The organism is Paractinoplanes ferrugineus (genome assembly GCF_016862195.1).
Classification (GTDB): domain Bacteria; phylum Actinomycetota; class Actinomycetes; order Mycobacteriales; family Micromonosporaceae; genus Actinoplanes; species Actinoplanes ferrugineus.
In genome coordinates, this window is record NZ_BOMM01000012.1 from 187,146 (window position 1) to 203,520 (window position 16,375).

Annotated in this window: 16 protein-coding genes; 6 read left to right on the top strand and 10 right to left on the bottom strand. The window is 70.4% G+C overall.

Annotation, left to right across the window (positions count from 1 at the left end; translation table 11 throughout):
• Positions 1 to 10: 10 nt before the first annotated feature.
• A complete protein-coding gene (locus Afe05nite_RS08745; protein WP_203816477.1) occupies positions 11 to 793 on the bottom strand; it encodes a WecB/TagA/CpsF family glycosyltransferase in 783 nt (260 codons plus the stop codon).
• 62 nt (positions 794 to 855) lie between these two features.
• On the opposite strand from Afe05nite_RS08745, the gene Afe05nite_RS08750 reads away from it, so the two are divergent.
• The 5 genes from Afe05nite_RS08750 to Afe05nite_RS08770 all read left to right on the top strand — a co-directional run bounded on the left by Afe05nite_RS08750 (position 856) and on the right by Afe05nite_RS08770 (position 5,291).
• The gene (locus Afe05nite_RS08750) at positions 856 to 1,788 is read left to right on the top strand and encodes a sulfotransferase family protein (protein WP_203816478.1); all 933 of its coding nucleotides are present in this window, start codon (positions 856 to 858) and stop codon (positions 1,786 to 1,788) included.
• Positions 1,785 to 2,699 (top strand): glycosyltransferase family A protein, encoded by a 915-nt coding sequence (locus Afe05nite_RS08755; RefSeq protein ID WP_203816479.1) that lies wholly within the window; start codon positions 1,785 to 1,787, stop codon positions 2,697 to 2,699. Before Afe05nite_RS08750 ends, Afe05nite_RS08755 begins: the two co-directional genes overlap by 4 nt.
• A 142-nt stretch (positions 2,700 to 2,841) precedes the next feature.
• Entirely contained in the window at positions 2,842 to 3,618 is a 777-nt protein-coding gene (locus Afe05nite_RS08760) for a DeoR/GlpR family DNA-binding transcription regulator (protein WP_203816626.1), read from the top strand.
• Positions 3,615 to 4,703 carry a galactose-1-phosphate uridylyltransferase gene (gene galT, locus Afe05nite_RS08765; RefSeq protein ID WP_203816480.1) on the top strand — a complete coding sequence of 363 codons (1,089 nt, stop codon included), beginning with the start codon at positions 3,615 to 3,617 and terminating at the stop codon, positions 4,701 to 4,703. The genes Afe05nite_RS08760 and galT overlap by 4 nt, the downstream gene beginning before the upstream one ends.
• A 54-nt stretch (positions 4,704 to 4,757) precedes the next feature.
• Entirely contained in the window at positions 4,758 to 5,291 is a 534-nt protein-coding gene (locus Afe05nite_RS08770) for a DinB family protein (RefSeq protein ID WP_203816481.1), read from the top strand.
• A gap of 351 nt (positions 5,292 to 5,642) precedes the next feature.
• On the opposite strand, the gene Afe05nite_RS08775 is transcribed toward Afe05nite_RS08770, so the two are convergent.
• A complete protein-coding gene (locus Afe05nite_RS08775; protein ID WP_203816482.1) occupies positions 5,643 to 6,857 on the bottom strand; it encodes an NADP-dependent isocitrate dehydrogenase in 1,215 nt (404 codons plus the stop codon).
• A 193-nt stretch (positions 6,858 to 7,050) separates the two neighbouring features.
• Here Afe05nite_RS08775 and Afe05nite_RS08780 point away from each other — a divergent pair, with 193 nt between their 5' ends.
• Positions 7,051 to 7,851 carry an MBL fold metallo-hydrolase gene (locus Afe05nite_RS08780; RefSeq protein WP_239117660.1) on the top strand — a complete coding sequence of 267 codons (801 nt, stop codon included), beginning with the start codon at positions 7,051 to 7,053 and terminating at the stop codon, positions 7,849 to 7,851.
• Between the two features lie 46 nt (positions 7,852 to 7,897).
• On the opposite strand, the gene mdh is transcribed toward Afe05nite_RS08780, so the two are convergent.
• The 8 genes from mdh to sucC all read right to left on the bottom strand — a co-directional run bounded on the left by mdh (position 7,898) and on the right by sucC (position 16,321).
• Positions 7,898 to 8,848: a malate dehydrogenase gene (gene mdh, locus Afe05nite_RS08785; RefSeq protein WP_203816484.1), complete on the bottom strand. Its 951-nt coding sequence runs from the start codon at positions 8,846 to 8,848 to the stop codon at positions 7,898 to 7,900.
• A gap of 78 nt (positions 8,849 to 8,926) precedes the next feature.
• Complete coding sequence (locus Afe05nite_RS08790) at positions 8,927 to 9,796, bottom strand: bifunctional methylenetetrahydrofolate dehydrogenase/methenyltetrahydrofolate cyclohydrolase (RefSeq protein ID WP_203816485.1); 870 nt, start codon at positions 9,794 to 9,796, stop codon at positions 8,927 to 8,929.
• A 9-nt stretch (positions 9,797 to 9,805) separates the two neighbouring features.
• Positions 9,806 to 10,405: a pentapeptide repeat-containing protein gene (locus Afe05nite_RS44495; protein ID WP_203816486.1), complete on the bottom strand. Its 600-nt coding sequence runs from the start codon at positions 10,403 to 10,405 to the stop codon at positions 9,806 to 9,808.
• 39 nt (positions 10,406 to 10,444) lie between these two features.
• Positions 10,445 to 12,004: a bifunctional phosphoribosylaminoimidazolecarboxamide formyltransferase/IMP cyclohydrolase gene (purH, locus tag Afe05nite_RS08800; protein ID WP_203816487.1), complete on the bottom strand. Its 1,560-nt coding sequence runs from the start codon at positions 12,002 to 12,004 to the stop codon at positions 10,445 to 10,447.
• Positions 12,001 to 12,618, bottom strand: a complete 618-nt coding sequence (purN, locus tag Afe05nite_RS08805; protein ID WP_203816488.1) for a phosphoribosylglycinamide formyltransferase — start codon at positions 12,616 to 12,618, stop codon at positions 12,001 to 12,003. Before purN ends, purH begins: the two co-directional genes overlap by 4 nt.
• Positions 12,619 to 12,696: 78 nt before the next feature.
• On the bottom strand, positions 12,697 to 14,142 hold the full coding sequence (locus Afe05nite_RS08810; protein WP_203816489.1) for a cell division protein PerM: 1,446 nt from the start codon (positions 14,140 to 14,142) through the stop codon (positions 12,697 to 12,699).
• Between the two features lie 113 nt (positions 14,143 to 14,255).
• Complete coding sequence (sucD, locus tag Afe05nite_RS08815) at positions 14,256 to 15,137, bottom strand: succinate--CoA ligase subunit alpha (protein WP_203816490.1); 882 nt, start codon at positions 15,135 to 15,137, stop codon at positions 14,256 to 14,258.
• A 5-nt stretch (positions 15,138 to 15,142) separates the two neighbouring features.
• Positions 15,143 to 16,321, bottom strand: a complete 1,179-nt coding sequence (gene sucC / locus Afe05nite_RS08820; protein ID WP_203816491.1) for an ADP-forming succinate--CoA ligase subunit beta — start codon at positions 16,319 to 16,321, stop codon at positions 15,143 to 15,145.
• Between the last annotated feature and the right edge of the window lie 54 nt (positions 16,322 to 16,375).

The window sequence follows — 16,375 nt, forward strand, 5'->3', positions numbered from 1 at the left end:
CGCGTACGGTTTAACGCGCCCGCACCCGCTGGCCCGGCGCCTGAGCCAGCAGCCGCAGCGCGTACGGGGCGTCGTGCCGCAGGTACCGACGGGCCAGCCGACGCGGTTCCGTGCCGAGCCGGTGCGCCCACTCCAGACCGGTTCGCTGCATCCAGCGCGGGGCCCGCTCCAGGTCGCCGGCCACGAAGTTGACCGCCGCCCCGCAACCGATGAACCAACTGCTCGGCAGCATCGGCCGCAGCTTGGCGATCATCCGTTCCTGCTTGGGGAACCCGAGACCGACGAAGACGAGGTCGGGCTTGGCGTCGGCCACCTGGGCGCAGACCTGGTCGTACGTCGCCCGACTCTGCTCGAAGCCGAATTCCGGACAGATCGCCCCGGCGACCCGCAGCCCGGGACACCGCGCCGCGAGCCGGTCGGCGGCTCGCGCGGCCCCGTCGTGGGCCGGTGAACCACCGATCACGAAGATCGAACGCCGGTCGCGCCCCACACCCGCGGAGAGCGACCAGATCAGGCTGCTGCCGGCCACCCGTTCCGGCAGCGGCGTGCCGCCCAGCCGGCTGGCCCAGATCAGCGGCATGCCGTCGGCCACGATCAGGTCGGCGTCGTCGAGATGTGCGCGCGCCTCCGCCTCCCGTTGCGCGCGCCGCAAGATGTCGATGTTCGGGGTGATGATGCGTCCGCCGCGGCCGCGCGCGAGCGCCTCACGCACCACCGCGACCACCTCGGCCTCGGTGATCCGGTCGATGCCGGTGCCGTCCAGTTCGACCCGGTCGAAAGCCTCGATGGACACGTTCGCCTCCTTCAGACTTGTTCGCTCGTTATAGGGAGCGAAACGAGCGAAGGTGGGCCAAAGTGGCACGGGTGTTATTTCTGGGTGGATTAGGGCGAAGCGGAACGACGCTCGTCGAACGTCTGCTCGGCGAACTTCCCGGCGTGTGCGCGCTCGGCGAGGTCGTCCATCTCTGGCAGCGCGACATCCGCGACGACGAACGGTGCGGCTGCGGCGCCAAGTTCTCGGTGTGCGGCTTCTGGCGGCGGGTCGGGGCGCTGGCCTTTGGCGGCTGGCACAACGTCGACGTCGACCGGGTCCATTACCTGCGGGACGCGGTCGAGCGCACCCGGCACATCCCCCGGCTCGCCACCGCCGTCGAGGCGCCCGAGGAGGTGCACGAGTACGCCGACTTCTACACCCGGGTCTACGCCGCGGCGGCCGAGGTCTCCGGCGCCCGGGTCGTCGTCGACTCGTCCAAGCACTCGGCGCTCGCCCACGTGCTGCGCTGGTCCGGCGGTCTCGACCTGCGGGTCGTGCACGTGGTGCGGGACGCGCGCGGGGTCGCCTATTCGTGGACCAAGACGGTGCAGCGACCCGAGACCGACGGCACCGGCGAGATGACCCGCTACTCCCCCGGCCGGTCGGCGCTGCTGTGGAACGCGCACAACGCCGCGTTCGGCCTGCTGTCCCGGCGCGGGGTGCCGGTGCACCGGATCCGCTACGAGGAGTTCGTGGCCGAACCACGGGCGGCGCTCGAGAACATCGCCGCGTTCGCCGGCGTCGACCTCGGACCGGGCGACCTCGACTTCCTGCAGCCCGGCCAGGCGGATCTGAAAGCCGGGCACAGCGCGGCCGGCAACCCCATGCGCTTCACCGTCGGCCGGCTGCCGCTGCGCCGCGACGACGCCTGGGTGAGCTCGCTGCCGCCACGGCAGCGGCGGCTGGTCGGCGCCGTCTGCGGACCGATGCTGCACGCGTACGGATATCCGGTCTTCAAAGAGGGTGCCCAATGAACTGGCCGTCGGTAGGCGTCGTCATCCCCACCCGCAACCGCCCGGAACTGGTTCGCAAGGCCATCGCCGCGGTACGCGAGCAGGACTACCCGGGCTCACTGAAGGTCCTGGTGGTCTACGACCAGACCGAGCCCGACTACCTGCTCGCCTCGACCGAGGGCGTGCCGGTGCTGGTGCTGACCAACTGGCGGACGTCCGGGCTGGCCGGCGCCCGCAACACCGGCATCCTGGCGCTCGACACCGATTACGTGGCGTTCTGCGACGACGACGACAGCTGGCTGCCGGACAAGCTGCGCCGCCAGGTGGCGGCCCTGACGGCCGAGCCCGACGCCGAGATGGCCACGTGTGCGATCGAGGTCGAGTTCGAGGGAAAGTGCACGCCCCGGCTGGCCGGTCGGGCCCGGGTCACGGTCGACGAGCTGGCCCGCTCCCGGATGTCGATGCTGCACTCGTCGTCGTTCCTGCTCCGCCGGGACGCGTTCGCGGCCGATGCCGTCGGCCTGGTCGCCGAGGACGCGCCGGGCAGTCAGAACGAGGACTGGGACCTGCTGCTGCGGGCCGCGCGCCGGGCGCCGATCGTGCACCTCGACGAACCGCTCGTACGCGTGCTGTGGGGGCGGAGCTCGCATTACGCGTACGAGTACGCCACCAAGATCTCCTCGCTGCGCTGGATGATGCAACGCCACCCGGAGATCAGCGGTTGCCGGCCCGGGGCGGCCCGCGTCTACGGTCAGCTGGCCTGCTGGTCGGCCGCGACCGGCAACCGCAGCCAGGCGTGGAAGTTCAGCAAGGAGGCGGTGCGGGCCAACTGGCGAGAGCCGCGCACGGCGATCGCGCTGGCCGCCATGACCGGCGCGGTGAAGGTCGAGAACGTGCTCTCGGCCCTGCACAAACGTGGCCGGGGTATCTAGAGTCACCCTTTCGCTCACGCCCGATCACGCGGTAGTGTTCGGGCGTGTTCGAAATAGTGCGACTGGCTTGTTTAGCACGACCGGCCTGGTCAGTGCGACCGGTCTGGTCAGTGCGACCGGTCTCGTCGGAGAAACCGGTCTGATGCTGGCCCAACAACGCCAGGCCGCCATCCTCGACCGGGTCCGGGCCGCCGGTGGCGTCCGGGTCAGCGAGCTGGCCGCAGAATATGGCGTCTCCGACATGACGATCCGCCGTGACCTCGAAGCGCTGGCCGACCGTGGCCTCCTCGCGAAGGTACACGGCGGCGCCACCACGGTGAGCCCCGGATCCGCGCATGAACCGGGATTCGCCGCCAAGTCGGTCCGGCAGCGCGCGGAGAAGGCCGCCATGGCCGCCCGAGCCGCCGCGCTGGTCTCGCCCGGCGACGCGATCGCGCTGTCCGCCGGCACCACCACCGCCGGGCTCGCCCAGCGCCTGGTCGACGTGCCCGACCTGACCGTGGTCACCAACTCGATCCCGGTCGCCGACGTCTTCTACCGGGCCGGACGCCCCGACCAGACGGTGATCCTGACCGGCGGCACCCGCACCCCGTCCGACGCCCTGGTCGGCTCCGTCGCGGTCGCCGCGATCCGCTCGCTGCACCTCGACGTGCTGTTCCTGGGCGTGCACGGAATGAGCGAGCGAGCCGGTTACACCACACCCAATCTGATGGAGGCGGACGTCAACCGCTCCCTGGTCGAGGCGGCCGAACGCCTCGTCGTGCTGGCCGACCACACCAAGTGGGGCACGGTCGGCATCTCCTCGATCGTTCCGCTCGATCGCGCCGACGTACTCATCACCGACGAGGGCCTCGAACAACAGGCCCGTGCACTGCTGGAGGAAACCGTGCCCGAACTCGTGGTGGTGACCGCGCAGTGACGTTCAAGAGCCGCGACGCGATCCGTCTCTCCGACGGCCGTGAGCTGATCTATTTCAACGAGTCCGACGATTCGCACCGGTCGTCCTATCCGGACACGCGGGAGCTGCCCCCGCCGCCGCCGGCGTCGCAGCTGCGCTACGACCCGCTGGTCGACGAGTGGGTCGCGGTCGCGGCACACCGCCAGACGCGGACGTTCCTGCCGCCCACCGACGCGTGCCCGCTCTGCCCGTCGACCCCGGCGTTCGCCAGCGAGATCCCGGCCCCCGACTACGACGTGGTGGTCTTCGAGAACCAGTTCCCGTCGTTCAGCGACCGGATCAAGCCCGACGAGATCACCTCGCTGACCGACCTCGTGCCGGTCCGCCCGGGGGTGGGCCGTTGCGAGGTGGTCTGCTTCACCAGTGACCACAACAGCGCGTTCGGCTCGCTGTCGCCGGCCCGGGTGCGTACGGTGCTGGACGCGCTCGCCGACCGCACCTCGGCGATGTCCGACATCCCCGGGGTGGCGCAGGTCTTCCCGTTCGAGAACCGCGGCGTCGAGATCGGCGTGACCCTGCACCACCCGCACGGCCAGATCTACGCCTACCCGACCGTTCCGCCGCGCACCCGGCAGATGATGGACGCCGCGCTGCGGTACCGCGCCCGCACCGGCGGAGACCTCTACACGGACGTTCTCGCGGCCGAGCGCAAGGCGGCCGTGCGGATCGTGGCCGAGAACGAGCACTGGACCGCCTACGTGCCGGCCGCCGCCCGATGGCCGTACGAGGTGCAGATCGCCCCGCACCGCAAGGTCGCCGACATCCCGGCCCTGTCGGACGCGGAGCGGGACGCGTTCGGTCCGATCTACCTCGACATCCTGCGCCGCTTCGACGCGCTGTTCGGCAAGCCGATGCCCTACATCTCCGCGTGGCACCAGGCGGTCGTCGGCGAGGGCCGCGATCTCGGCTACCTCCACCTGCAGCTGTTCAGCATCCGCCGGGCCGCCGACAAGCTGAAGTACCTGGCCGGATCCGAATCCGCGATGGGTGCTTTCGTCAACGACGTGGTCCCCGAGAAGGCCGCCGAGACGCTGCGGGCGTTGTAGTTCGTCCGAGATGGCAGTTGCGCTCAGCGCATCCCTTGTTACAAGGTCGGAGTTATGGGATTCGCCTGGTCCAACATGTTCGTCCACCCCGACGACGACCCGCGCACCGACGGTGGCTTCACCGGCGAACGCGAGACGCTCGTCGGTTACCTGCGTGACCAGCGCCTGACGCTGGAGCTCAAGTGCGCCGGCCTGACCGCGGACCAGATGGCGGCCCGGGCGGTGGAGCCGTCGAAGATGTCGCTGCTGGGTCTGGTGCGGCACATGGCCGGCGTGGAGCAGGGCTGGTTCCGGATCCACCTGGCCGGCTTCGACGTCCCCCGGCACTATCGCGAGGACGGAAACCGGGACGGCGACTTCGACGGTGCCGTCCCGGACGACGCGGTGGTGCGGGAGGCGTTCGAGCGCTGGCGCTCCGAGACCGCCTTCGCCGAGGACTACGTGGACACCATCGACGACCTGGGCTACGTGGGCGAGGGCGGGCTGGCCCTGCGGGAGGTCCTGGTCCACATGATCGAGGAGTACGCCCGGCACAACGGCCATGCCGACTTCCTGCGGGAACGCATCGACGGCCGGACGGGCCAGTAGGAGTTGGGGGGCGGGGGGCCCGGGACAAGGCCCCCCGCAGGGGAAGGGAACGAACGGTCCGGCTGATCCGCCAGGAACCGATCGGCGCCCGGGACAAGGCAGCTATCGGTGCTCGATACCAGGCAGCGCCGCGACCGTCATCCGTTTCGCTGGGAAAAACGAGTGCCATAACCGGCGGTTACGGACATAACCATGCGACCAATTGCATAGTTTTGCAGCTTGACAATGCCGTCCTCGCGGTTCCGGCCCACCCGATCCAACGCCTGATGAGCGCCATGGAGACGGATCACGGCGCCGCGTTCGCACAAAGATGGCCGCCGGCCGAAGCCGGCGGCCATCTGGCAAGCGTGCCTAGGCGAGCTTACGAGCCAGGTTCTCGTCGAGAGCCGTCATGAACTCGTCGGTGGTCAGCCAGGGGGCGTCACGGCCGATGAGCAGCGCGAGGTCCTTGGTCATCTGACCGCCCTCGACGGTCTCGACGCAGACCTTCTCGAGGGTCTCGGCGAACTCGGTGACCGCCGGGGTCCCGTCGAGGACACCGCGGTGCTTGAGGCCACCGGTCCAGGCGAAGATCGAGGCGATCGGGTTGGTCGAGGTCTTCTCGCCCTTCTGCCACTGGCGGTAGTGCCGGGTGACAGTGCCGTGCGCCGCCTCGGCCTCGACGGTCTTGCCGTCCGGGGTCATCAGGACCGACGTCATCAGGCCGAGCGAGCCGAAGCCCTGCGCCACGGTGTCGGACTGCACGTCACCGTCGTAGTTCTTGCATGCCCAGACGTAGCCGCCCTCCCACTTCATCGCGGCGGCGACCATGTCGTCGATCAGGCGGTGCTCGTAGGTGAGGCCGGCCGCCTTGAACTCCTCGGCGAACTCGGTCTCGAAGATCTCGGCGAACAGGTCCTTGAAGCGGCCGTCGTACGCCTTGAGAATCGTGTTCTTGGTCGACAGGTAGACCGGGTAGTTGCGGGCCAGGCCGTAACGGAACGAGGCCCGCGCGAAGTCACGGATCGACTCGTCGAAGTTGTACATCGCCATCGCGACACCGCCGGCCGGGTAGTCGGCGACGTGGAACTCCATCGGCGCCGAGCCGTCCTCGGGGGTGAAGGTGACGGTCAGCTTGCCGGCACCGGGGGCGACGAAGTCGGTCGCCTTGTACTGGTCGCCGTGGGCGTGCCGGCCGATGATGATCGGCTTGGTCCAGCCCGGCACCAGGCGGGGCACGTTCGACATGATGATCGGCTCGCGGAAGACGACGCCGCCGAGGATGTTGCGGATGGTCCCGTTGGGCGACCGCCACATCTTCTTGAGGCCGAACTCCTCCACCCGCGCCTCGTCGGGCGTGATGGTGGCGCACTTGACGCCGACGCCGTGCTGCTTGATGGCGTTGGCCGCGTCGATCGTGACCTGGTCGTCGGTTTCGTCACGGTACTGGATCGACAGGTCGTAGTACTCGAGGGGGACATCGAGGTAGGGCAGGATCAGCTGCTCCCGGATCTGCTTCCAGATGATCCGGGTCATCTCGTCGCCGTCGAGCTCCACGACCGGGTTGGTGACCTTGATTTTCGCCATCGGCCGGCGCTCCTCTCCCGAAACACATGCTTAGCAGTACGAGCGTACTGCCCGCCGGTTGCAGCGCGTCGACCGGCCCCGACCTGGAGTTATCCGAATCGCCTCGGCGGTAGGCCCCGCCCGGAGTTATCCACAGCCCCGGAAACGGGCACGCACCGAAGGCCGCCGGCCCGGCAGAATTTCGGGTATGCCAATGACGCGCACGGTCGGACAGCTCACTGTCACCGCTCTGCAGGACGCCGAGGGCCCGTTCCCGAGCCCGCGGCAGGAGTGCTTCCCCGACGCCACCGAGGCGCAATGGTCGGCCGCCGACGCCCATGATCCGGCCGCGCGCGGGGCCGGTGGCGAGTGGTGGCTGCGCTACCGGAGCTATGCCATCCGAGTCGGCGACAGCGGCCCGGTCACGCTCGTCGACGCGGGCATCGGGCCGGCGGGCTCGCTGGCGGCCGACTGGGCGCCGGTGCCCGGCCACCTGCCCGACGAGCTCGCCGCGGCCGGCATCCAGGCGGCCGACGTGTCCGCGATCGTGCTCACCCACCTGCACAACGACCACATGGGCTGGGCCGTGCCGGGCGACTCGCCGTTCACCCGGGCCCGGGTGATCGTGCAGCAGGCCGACGTCGACGTCTACCGCGGCAACCGCGACTTCACCGGGCAATACGACCGGCTGATCGAGCCGCTGATGGCACAGGGGCGGTTGCAGGTGCTCGACGGTGACGCGCCGTTGGGTCCGGGCGTGCGCCTGGTCGCGACCCCGGGACACACCCCCGGGCATCAGACGGTGCTTGTCGAGGACGCCGGCGAGAGTCTGCTCGTGGCCGGCGACCTGCTGGTGCACGCGATCCAGCTCCTGCACCCCGAGTTGGCCTACGTCTCCGAGGCCGATCCCGAGCAGGCCCGAGCAAGCCGGGCCAAGGCTCTGGCCCAGGCGGCCGCCCGCGGCACCGTGCTGGCCGTCTCCCATCTGGGCACCGCGTTCCATGACCCCACGTGACGCGGAAGAGGCCAGGCGACCCCGGCCTCTTCCACCAGGTGCGGGATCAGAGGCTGGCGACGTCCGCCTGCTTGGCGCGCACCGCCTCGGCGGCCTCCTTGAGACCGGCGAGCTCGGTGTCGGTCAGCTTCTCCTCGACGACCTTCTTGATGCCGTCCCGGCCGACCTGCGCCTCGACGCCGAGGTAGACGCCGGAGATGCCATATTCGCCCTCCACCCACGCGCAGACCGGCAGCACCTCGCCGGAGTCCTCGATGACGGCCTTGGCCATCCGGGCCGCGGCGGCCGACGGGGCGTAATACGCCGAACCGGTCTTCAGCAGCGCGACGACCTCGGCGCCACCGTTGCGGGTGCGCACGACGAGCTCCTCGATCTTGTCGGCCGGGAGCAGGTCGGCGAGCGGCTTGCCGTCGACGGTGCAGCGCGAGGGAACCGGCACCATGGTGTCGCCGTGCGAGCCCAGGGTCAGCGCCTTGACGCTCTTGACCGGCACCGCGAGGGTCTCGGCGATCGAGTTGGTGAACCGGGCCGTGTCGAGCACACCGGCCTGGCCGAAGACCCGGTTCTTCGGGAACTGGGTGGCGAGCTGCGCGAGCGCGGTCATCTCGTCGACCGGGTTGGAGACCACGATGACGACCGCGTTCGGGGCATACTTCGCGATGTTCTCGGCGACCTGGCGCACGATCTTCGCGTTGACCTCGAGCAGGTCCATCCGGCTCATGCCCGGCTTGCGCGGGAGACCGGCGGTGACCACGACGACGTCGGAGCCCTCGATCGCCTCGTAACCCTCACCGTTCGGACCGGTGGAGGCGCCGACGACCTTGGTCTCGAAGCCCTCGATCGGCCGGGACTGGTTCAGGTCGAGCGCGAGGCCGGCCGGCTTGCCCTCGAGGATGTCGGTGAGCACCACGGTGTCGAAGATGTCGTACTCGGCCAGGCGCTGCGCAGTCGTGGAGCCGTAGAAACCGGCACCTACGACGGTTACCTTCTTGCCCATAGCTCTGCCACTTCCAGTCTTCGGACGATTTTTCGCGACCGTATCAGTCGGTTAACGGCGTATTACCGGCCGGTCTCCTCAGCGCGAGCTGAGCCACTCGGCCCGCTCGACGACGTTCGTCAGCAGCATCGCCCGGGTCATCGGGCCCACCCCGCCGGGCACCGGGACGAGGCTGCCGGCGACCTCGAGGACCGACGGGTCGACGTCACCGGTGTAACGGCCGCTGCCGTCCGCGCCGACCACCCGGGTGATGCCGACGTCGACCACGGTCGCTCCCGGCTTCACCAGGTCGGCGGTGATCAGGCCGGACACCCCGACCGCGGCGACGACGATGTCCGCCCGCCGGGTGTGCGCGGCCAGGTCACGGGTGCCGGTGTGGCAGAGGGTGACGGTCGCGTTCTCCGAGCGGCGGGTGAGCAGCAGGCCGAGCGGGCGGCCCACGGTGGTGCCGCGACCCACGACGGTGACCTCGGCGCCCTTGAGCACGATGTCGTTGAGACGCAACAGGTGCACGATGCCGCGCGGCGTGCACGGCAGCGGACCGTCGAAGCCGAGCACGAGCCGCCCCAGGTTCACCGGGTGCAGGCCGTCGGCGTCCTTGTCGGGGTCGATCAGCTCGAGGATCCGGCCGGTGTCCAGGTGTCTCGGCAGCGGCAGCTGAACGATGAAGCCGTGGCAGTCGGCGTCGGCGTCGAGTTCCCGGACGAAGGCCTCGACGTGCTCCTGAGTGGCGTCGGCCGGCAGGTCACGGCGGATCGAGGTGATCCCGACCTCGGCGCAGTCCCGGTGCTTGCCGTCCACATAGGCCTGCGAGCCGGGATCGTCCCCGACCAGCACGGTCCCGAGCCCCGGCCGCACACCCCGCTCGCGCAACGCCTTGACCCGAGCCCGCAGGTCCTCCTTGACCGCCGCCGCGGCGGCCTTCCCGTCCAGGATCCGTGCCGTCACAAGCGCTCCCTATCCGGAAACGACCGCCCCGTAAGCGGACGCGAAAAGTGCCGCCTGAGCCAGATCGATCTTGGCGCCGGTCAGGTCGACGCCCTTCAGCTCGACCCCGCCCAGGTCCGCTCCACGCAGGTCACAGCCCTTGAGCACGGCGTCCTTGAGGCGTGCCGCGGACAGGTCGGCGCCGCGCAGGTCGACCCGGGTGAGGTCGGCGCCCATCAGGTCGGCCTCCCGCATCCGCAGGGCGCCGAGCTTCGCACCGGTCAGGTTCTGCCCGCGCAACGACACGAAACCCCAGTCGCCGCCCTCGACGGTGAGCGGCCGCAGTCCACAGTCGACGAACTGGGTGCCGGTCAGCTTGCACCCGACCAGCCGGGCGTCGAAGAACGAACACCGTTGCAGAGTCGACTGCATGATCGCCGTGCGGTCCAGGGTGGCGGCGTTGAACCGGACGTTCCCGAACGTGCAGTGGGTGAAGACGCAGCCGGTCAGCCGCGCCTCCGACCAGTCGACGTCGTGGAAGGCACAGTCCTCGTAACGAACACCGGAGACCTCCTCGAGCGCCCAGTCGGTGCCCGAGAAGGTCTGATCCTGAACGAGGTGCTCGGTCATCAGTGGTAGAGCTTCGTCATCAGTGGTAGAGCTTCGTCATCAGTGGTAGAAGTGCCGCGTGCCGGTGAGGTAGACGGTCAGGCCGGCCTTCTCGGCGGCCTCGATCACCAGGTTGTCGCGGATCGAACCGCCCGGCTGCACCACCGCGCTGATCCCGGCCGCGATCAGCACCTCGAGACCGTCGGGGAACGGGAAGAACGCGTCGGACGCGGCCACGCTGCCCTTGGCCCGCTCGGCGCCGGCCCGGTCGACCGCCAGCTTCGCGGAGTCGACCCGGTTGACCTGGCCCATGCCGACACCGACCGTGGCGCCGTCGTCCGCGAGCAGGATGGCGTTGCTCTTCACGCTGCGGATCGCCCGCCACGCGAAGGCGAGGTCGGCGAGCACCTCGGGCGAGGCCGCCGCGCCGGTGGCGAGCTCCCAGTTGGCCGGGTCGTCACCGGGGGCGTCCACCCGGTCCGCGGTCTGCACCAGCACACCGCCACCGACCTGCTTGATCTCGGCGGGCGGCGGGGCCCACTCCGGCGCGACCAGCACACGCAGCTTCTTCTTGGCCCGGAAGATCTCGAGCGCACCGGCCTCGTAGGACGGCGCCACGATCACCTCGGTGAAGATGCCGTCGAGCTGCTTGGCCATCGCCTCGGTGACCTCCCGGTTGGCCGCGATCACCCCACCGAACGCGGACACCGGGTCGCAGTCGTTGGCCTTGCGGTGCGCGTCGGCCACGTCGGCGCCGACCGCGATGCCGCACGGGTTGGCGTGCTTGATGATCGCCACGCACGGCTCGGCGAAGTCGTTGGCGCTGCGCCAGGCGGCGTCCGCGTCGACGTAGTTGTTGTAGGACAGCTCCCCGCCGTGCACGAGCTCGGCCTGGGCGAGGCCGGCCGGCGCGTTCGGGTCGAGGTAGAGGGCGGCTCGCTGGTGCGGGTTCTCCCCGTAACGCAGGGCGCCGCCCCGCTTCAGCGCCAGCCCGGTGAACTCCGGCCACTCGCTGGGCGCGAGCGTCGTCGCACACCAGTTGGCGACGGCCACGTCGTACTCCGCGATGTCCGCGAACGCGCGAGCCGCGAGCAGCTTGCGCTGCGTCAGCGAGAAACCGCCCTCGTCGAGGGCGGTCAGGATCAGCGGGTACGCGTCGACCGACGTGACCACCGCGACCGACGGGTGGTTCTTCGCGGCCGCGCGGACCATCGCCGGGCCGCCGATGTCGATCTGCTCGACGCACTCGTCGACACTCGCCCCCGACGCCACCGTCCGGGTGAACGGGTAGAGGTTGCTCACCAGCAGGTCGAACGGCTCCACCTCGAGCTCGGTCAGCTGCTCCTGGTGGGCGGGCAGCCGCAGGTCGGCGAGCAGGCCCGCGTGCACCCGCGGGTGCAGCGTCTTGACCCGGCCGTCGAGGCACTCGGGGAAACCGGTCAGCTCCTCGACCTTGGTCACCGGCACGCCGGACTTCTCGATCGTCGCCGCTGTCGAACCGGTCGAGACGAGCTGCACCCCGGCCGCGTGCAGCGCCTGGGCGAGCTCGACGAGGCCGGTCTTGTCGTAAACGCTCAGCAGCGCCCGCTTCAGTGGGCGGCGGCCCTCGTCGGAGCTCATGGAATGCGTACCTTCCTGTTCTCGATAGTCCAGCCCTCGCGGACGAGCCGGCCGACGAAGTCGACGAGCTGGGCCCGTTCGGCCACCTTGATGCGCTCGGTGAGCGTCTCCTCCGTGTCGTCGTCGAGCACGGGAACGCTGACCTGGGCGACGATCGGGCCGGTGTCGACGCCCGCGTCCACGAAGAAGAGGGTCGCGCCGGCGATCTTCACGCCGTAGGCGAGGGCGTCCCGCGGGCCGTGAATGCCCGGGAAAGACGGCAGCAGCGCGTTGTGCGTGTTGATGTAGCGGTCGCCGAACGCGGCCAGGAAGCGCTGTCCGACAAGCTTGAGGAAGCCGGCCGAGATGACCAGATCAGGCTTGTGCTCGGCAACGTGGGCGGTGAGAGCCGCATCCCAGTCGTCACGCGTCTCGAAGGCTTTCACCGAGTCGACGAAGGTGGGCACACCGGCGGCGGCGGCCCGGTCGAGTCCGGCGATGCCGTCACGGTCGGCCCCGACCGCGACGACCTGCGCACCATAGGCGGGGTCGGCGGCGGCGTCGAGGAGGGCCTGCAGGTTACTGCCCGATCCGGAGACGAGGACGACCAGGCGGGCGGGCGCGGGGTCGGTCACCCGAGAACCCTATCTCGCGGGCGTCCAGCCCCTTTCGGGGCGGGTGCGAACGCCCGACCAGCCCACCGCCGCGGCCGGTCAGCCTTTGGCGGCGGGAGCGAACGTGCGGGCGGCGGCGGCGCCGATCGCGACGGCGGCGGCGACGACGGCGGTGGCCACCAGGGCCACCTGCCAGGGGTCAGGGCCGATGGTGGACAGGCGCCCGTCGCCGACCGGACCGCCGGAGGCCGCGCAACTGACGCCGAGCAGGAGGCCGGCGACGGGACCGGCGAGGGCACTGCTTCCCAGCACCCGGCTCCAGGACAGCTCGGCCTTCTCGCCGGGCGCGCGGCCGGGCGCGCGGCGCAGTCGCAGGATGAGCAGCCAGCCGGCGGCGACGCCGGCCGCGACCGGGACCGCCAGCAGGGCCGCGCCGGCCGCACCCATCGGGCCGTCCGGCACCCCGGCCAGCAGGGGCAGCGCGGGAAGCTTGCCCACCAGTACGTCGGTGAGGCCGACCTCCGAGCCGGTGCCGAGCGCGAAGCCGGGTCCGAGCAGATAGGCCGCCGCCCACACCGACACGTTGGCGCCGTAGGCCAGGCTGAGCAGGGTGATGCCGGCCTGACCGGCCACCCCGGTGTGATAGACCGAGATCGTCTCCGCGGCCTGGCCGCCGCCGATCGCCACCGACAGCCCGGTGGCCCCGGCGCCCGCGGCGAGGATGAACAGTGCCGCCATCACGCCGGTGCGCAGACCGTCGCGCATCACCAGCGGGGTGCGGTGGGCCAGCATGCCCAGCGCGTCGGTGCCGCGGAGGGCACCGACGAACGCGCCGAACAACCCCAGCACGAAGAAGTTGATCGCCGCTCGGGCCGGGGTGACGTCGGTGCCCTTGCCGTCGACGGCGAGCGCGGCGACCGAGCCGAGCAGCGAATAGGTGAGTGCGACGCCGAACGCCACCAGCAGCGCGTGGCCCATCCGGCCGGAACGGCGGGCGCCGATCGCGCGGGTTACGTGCAGGCCGGCCTGGTTGAGCCGCCAGACGATGAGGACGGTCAGCAGCAGCGGGGCGAGGCCCAGCGGTCCGATCGAGGTGCCGATCGGCACGCCGTGCCCGAGCAGCCAGCCGGCCAGGCCGGCGTGCGCGGCGCCGCCGAGACCACCCTGCCCCTCGAGGGTGCGGGCGAGGCCGATGACCGCGGCCACCGGGAAATAGCTGATCGCCGCGGCCCACAGCGTGGCGAACGCGACCGCCACCGGCACCGGGGCCCGGCGTGCGCGGGGCGGCGGTTTGCGCTGGCCGGGAACCTTGACCGTGGTCTGCTCACCGAGTCGTCGCTCGTCGACGAGAACCGTCGGCCGATCGCCGGGGTCGAGCGCACCGGTCGGCCGGTCACCGGGATCGAGCGCTCCGGTCGGCCGGTCCCGAGGATCGAGGGCACCGGTCGGGCGGTCCACCGGGATCGTCTCCCGCACGTCCAGGGTCGCCTCGGCGACCGCGAACGGGTCGTCCGAGTCCTCGGGACGGTCGGTTGTGCTGGGCATCGTCGCCTACTTTTCCACGACCGGGGCGTCGCGGCGACGCAGATGCAACGGCGCGCCGCCAAACGGGTCGATTGAACCCGGACGGCGGCGCGCCACTGGTAGCCGTACCAAAATCAGCTCATGACCTCGCGCATGAGCCGCGCGGTCTCGCTCGGGGTCTTGCCGACCTTGACGCCGACGGCCTCGAGGGCCGCCTTCTTGGCGTCGGCGGTCCCGGCCGAGCCGGAGATGATCGCGCCCGCGTGTCCCATGGTCTTACCGGCCGGGGCGGTGAAGCCGGCGATGTAGCCGACCACCGGCTTGGTCACGTTCGCCTTGATGAACTCGGCGGCGCGCTCCTCGGCGTCGCCACCGATCTCACCGATCATGACGATCGCGTCGGTCTCCGGGTCGTCCTGGAACGCCTTCAGCGCGTCGATGTGGGTGGTGCCGATGACCGGGTCGCCGCCGATGCCGACGCACGTGGAAAAGCCGATGTCGCGCAGCTCGTACATCATCTGGTAGGTCAGCGTGCCGCTCTTGCTGACCAGGCCGATGCGACCGGCCGGGGTGATGTCGGCCGGGATGATCCCGGCGTTAGACGCACCCGGCGAGGCGATGCCCGGACAGTTCGGGCCGATGATCCGGGTCCGCTTCCCGCGCGAGACATTGAGCGACCAGAAGGCCGCCGAGTCCTGCACCGGCACGCCCTCGGTGATCACCACAGCGAGCGGGATCTCGGCCTCGATGGCCTCGACGACCGCGCCCTTGGTGAACGCCGGCGGGACGAAGATGACCGACACGTCCGCGCCGGTCTCCTTGATGGCCTCGGCGACGGTCGCGAAGACCGGCAGCGACGTGCCGTCGAAGTCCACCGTGGTGCCGGCCTTGCGCGGGTTGACACCGCCGACGACGTTGGTGCCCGCGGCGAGCATCCGCTTGGTGTGCTTGGAACCCTCCGAGCCGGTGATGCCCTGGACGATTACCTTCGAGTCCTTGGTGAGCCAGATCGCCATTTAGGTCACTTCCCCGCAGCCGCGAGCTCGGCGGCGCGCTCGGCCGCTCCGTCCATCGTGTCCACCCGCTGCACCAGCGGATTGTTCGCGCCGTCGAGGATGGCGCGGCCTTCCTCGGCGTTGTTGCCGTCGAGGCGCACCACGAGCGGCTTGGCGACGGTCTCGCCACGCTCGCTGAGCAGGGCGAGGGCCTGGATGATGCCGTTGGCCACGGCGTCGCAGGCGGTGATGCCGCCGAAGACGTTCACGAATACCGACTTGACCGCCGGGTCGCCGAGCACGATCTCGAGGCCGTCCGCCATCACCTGGGCGCTCGCGCCACCACCGATGTCGAGGAAGTTGGCCGGCTTGACGCCGCCGTGGTTCTCGCCCGCGTAGGCGACCACGTCGAGGGTCGACATGACCAGACCGGCACCGTTACCGATGATGCCGACCTCGCCGTCGAGCTTGACGTAGTTGAGGTTCTTGGCCTTGGCCGCCTGCTCCAGCGGGTCCACCGCGGACTGGTCGACGAGCGCCTCGTGGTCGGGGTGCCGGAACGACGCGTTCTCGTCCAGCGTGATCTTGGCGTCCAGCAGGAGCACCCGACCGTCGCCCACCTTGGCCAGCGGGTTGACCTCGACCAGGGTGGCGTCCTCGGCCACGAAGGCCTGCCACAGCTTCACCGCGATGTCGACGATCTGCTCGGCGACCTCGGCCGGGTACTGCGCGGCGGCGACGATCTCGCGGGCCTTGGCCTCGTCGACACCCTTGCTGGCGTCGATCGCGATCTTGGCGACCCGCTCGGGCTGTTCCTCGGCCACCGTCTCGATCTCCATGCCGCCGGCGACGCTGGCGATGCAGAGGAAGGTGCGGTTGGCCCGGTCGAGCAGGTAGGAGAAGTAGTACTCCTCCTTGATGTCGGCCGTCTCGGCAAGCATCACCTTGTGGACCGTGTGGCCCTTGATGTCCATGCCCAGGATGTCGGTGGCGCGGGCCGCCGCCTCGTCGGCACCGTCAGCCAGCTTGACGCCGCCGGCCTTGCCCCGGCCGCCGACCTTCACCTGGGCCTTGACGACAACTTTGCCGCCGAGGCGCTCCGCGATCGCGCGGGCCTCCTGCGGGGTCTCGGCGACGCCGCCGCCCAGCACGGGCAGGCCGTGCCGTTCGAACAGGTCACGCCCCTGATACTCGAACAGGTCCACGTGTCTCCTTCTCTCGCGACGCCAAGCGCCGGTAAGCCGCTCCGTTGCGTCCCG

Bases quoted from the DNA above. Each gene is read 5' to 3' on its own strand.
- Afe05nite_RS08775 (WP_203816482.1), bottom strand. From the start codon at position 6,857: ATGGCGAAAATCAAGGTCACCAACCCGGTCGTGGAGCTCGACGGCGAC.
- Afe05nite_RS08810 (WP_203816489.1), bottom strand. From the start codon at position 14,142: ATGCCCAGCACAACCGACCGTCCCGAGGACTCGGACGACCCGTTCGCG.
- sucD (WP_203816490.1), bottom strand. From the start codon at position 15,137: ATGGCGATCTGGCTCACCAAGGACTCGAAGGTAATCGTCCAGGGCATC.
- Afe05nite_RS08760 (WP_203816626.1), top strand. From the start codon at position 2,842: ATGCTGGCCCAACAACGCCAGGCCGCCATCCTCGACCGGGTCCGGGCC.
- Afe05nite_RS44495 (WP_203816486.1), bottom strand. From the start codon at position 10,405: ATGACCGAGCACCTCGTTCAGGATCAGACCTTCTCGGGCACCGACTGG.
- purH (WP_203816487.1), bottom strand. From the start codon at position 12,004: ATGAGCTCCGACGAGGGCCGCCGCCCACTGAAGCGGGCGCTGCTGAGC.
- mdh (WP_203816484.1), bottom strand. From the start codon at position 8,848: ATGGGCAAGAAGGTAACCGTCGTAGGTGCCGGTTTCTACGGCTCCACG.
- Afe05nite_RS08780 (WP_239117660.1), top strand. From the start codon at position 7,051: ATGACGCGCACGGTCGGACAGCTCACTGTCACCGCTCTGCAGGACGCC.
- Afe05nite_RS08770 (WP_203816481.1), top strand. From the start codon at position 4,758: ATGGGATTCGCCTGGTCCAACATGTTCGTCCACCCCGACGACGACCCG.
- Afe05nite_RS08755 (WP_203816479.1), top strand. From the start codon at position 1,785: ATGAACTGGCCGTCGGTAGGCGTCGTCATCCCCACCCGCAACCGCCCG.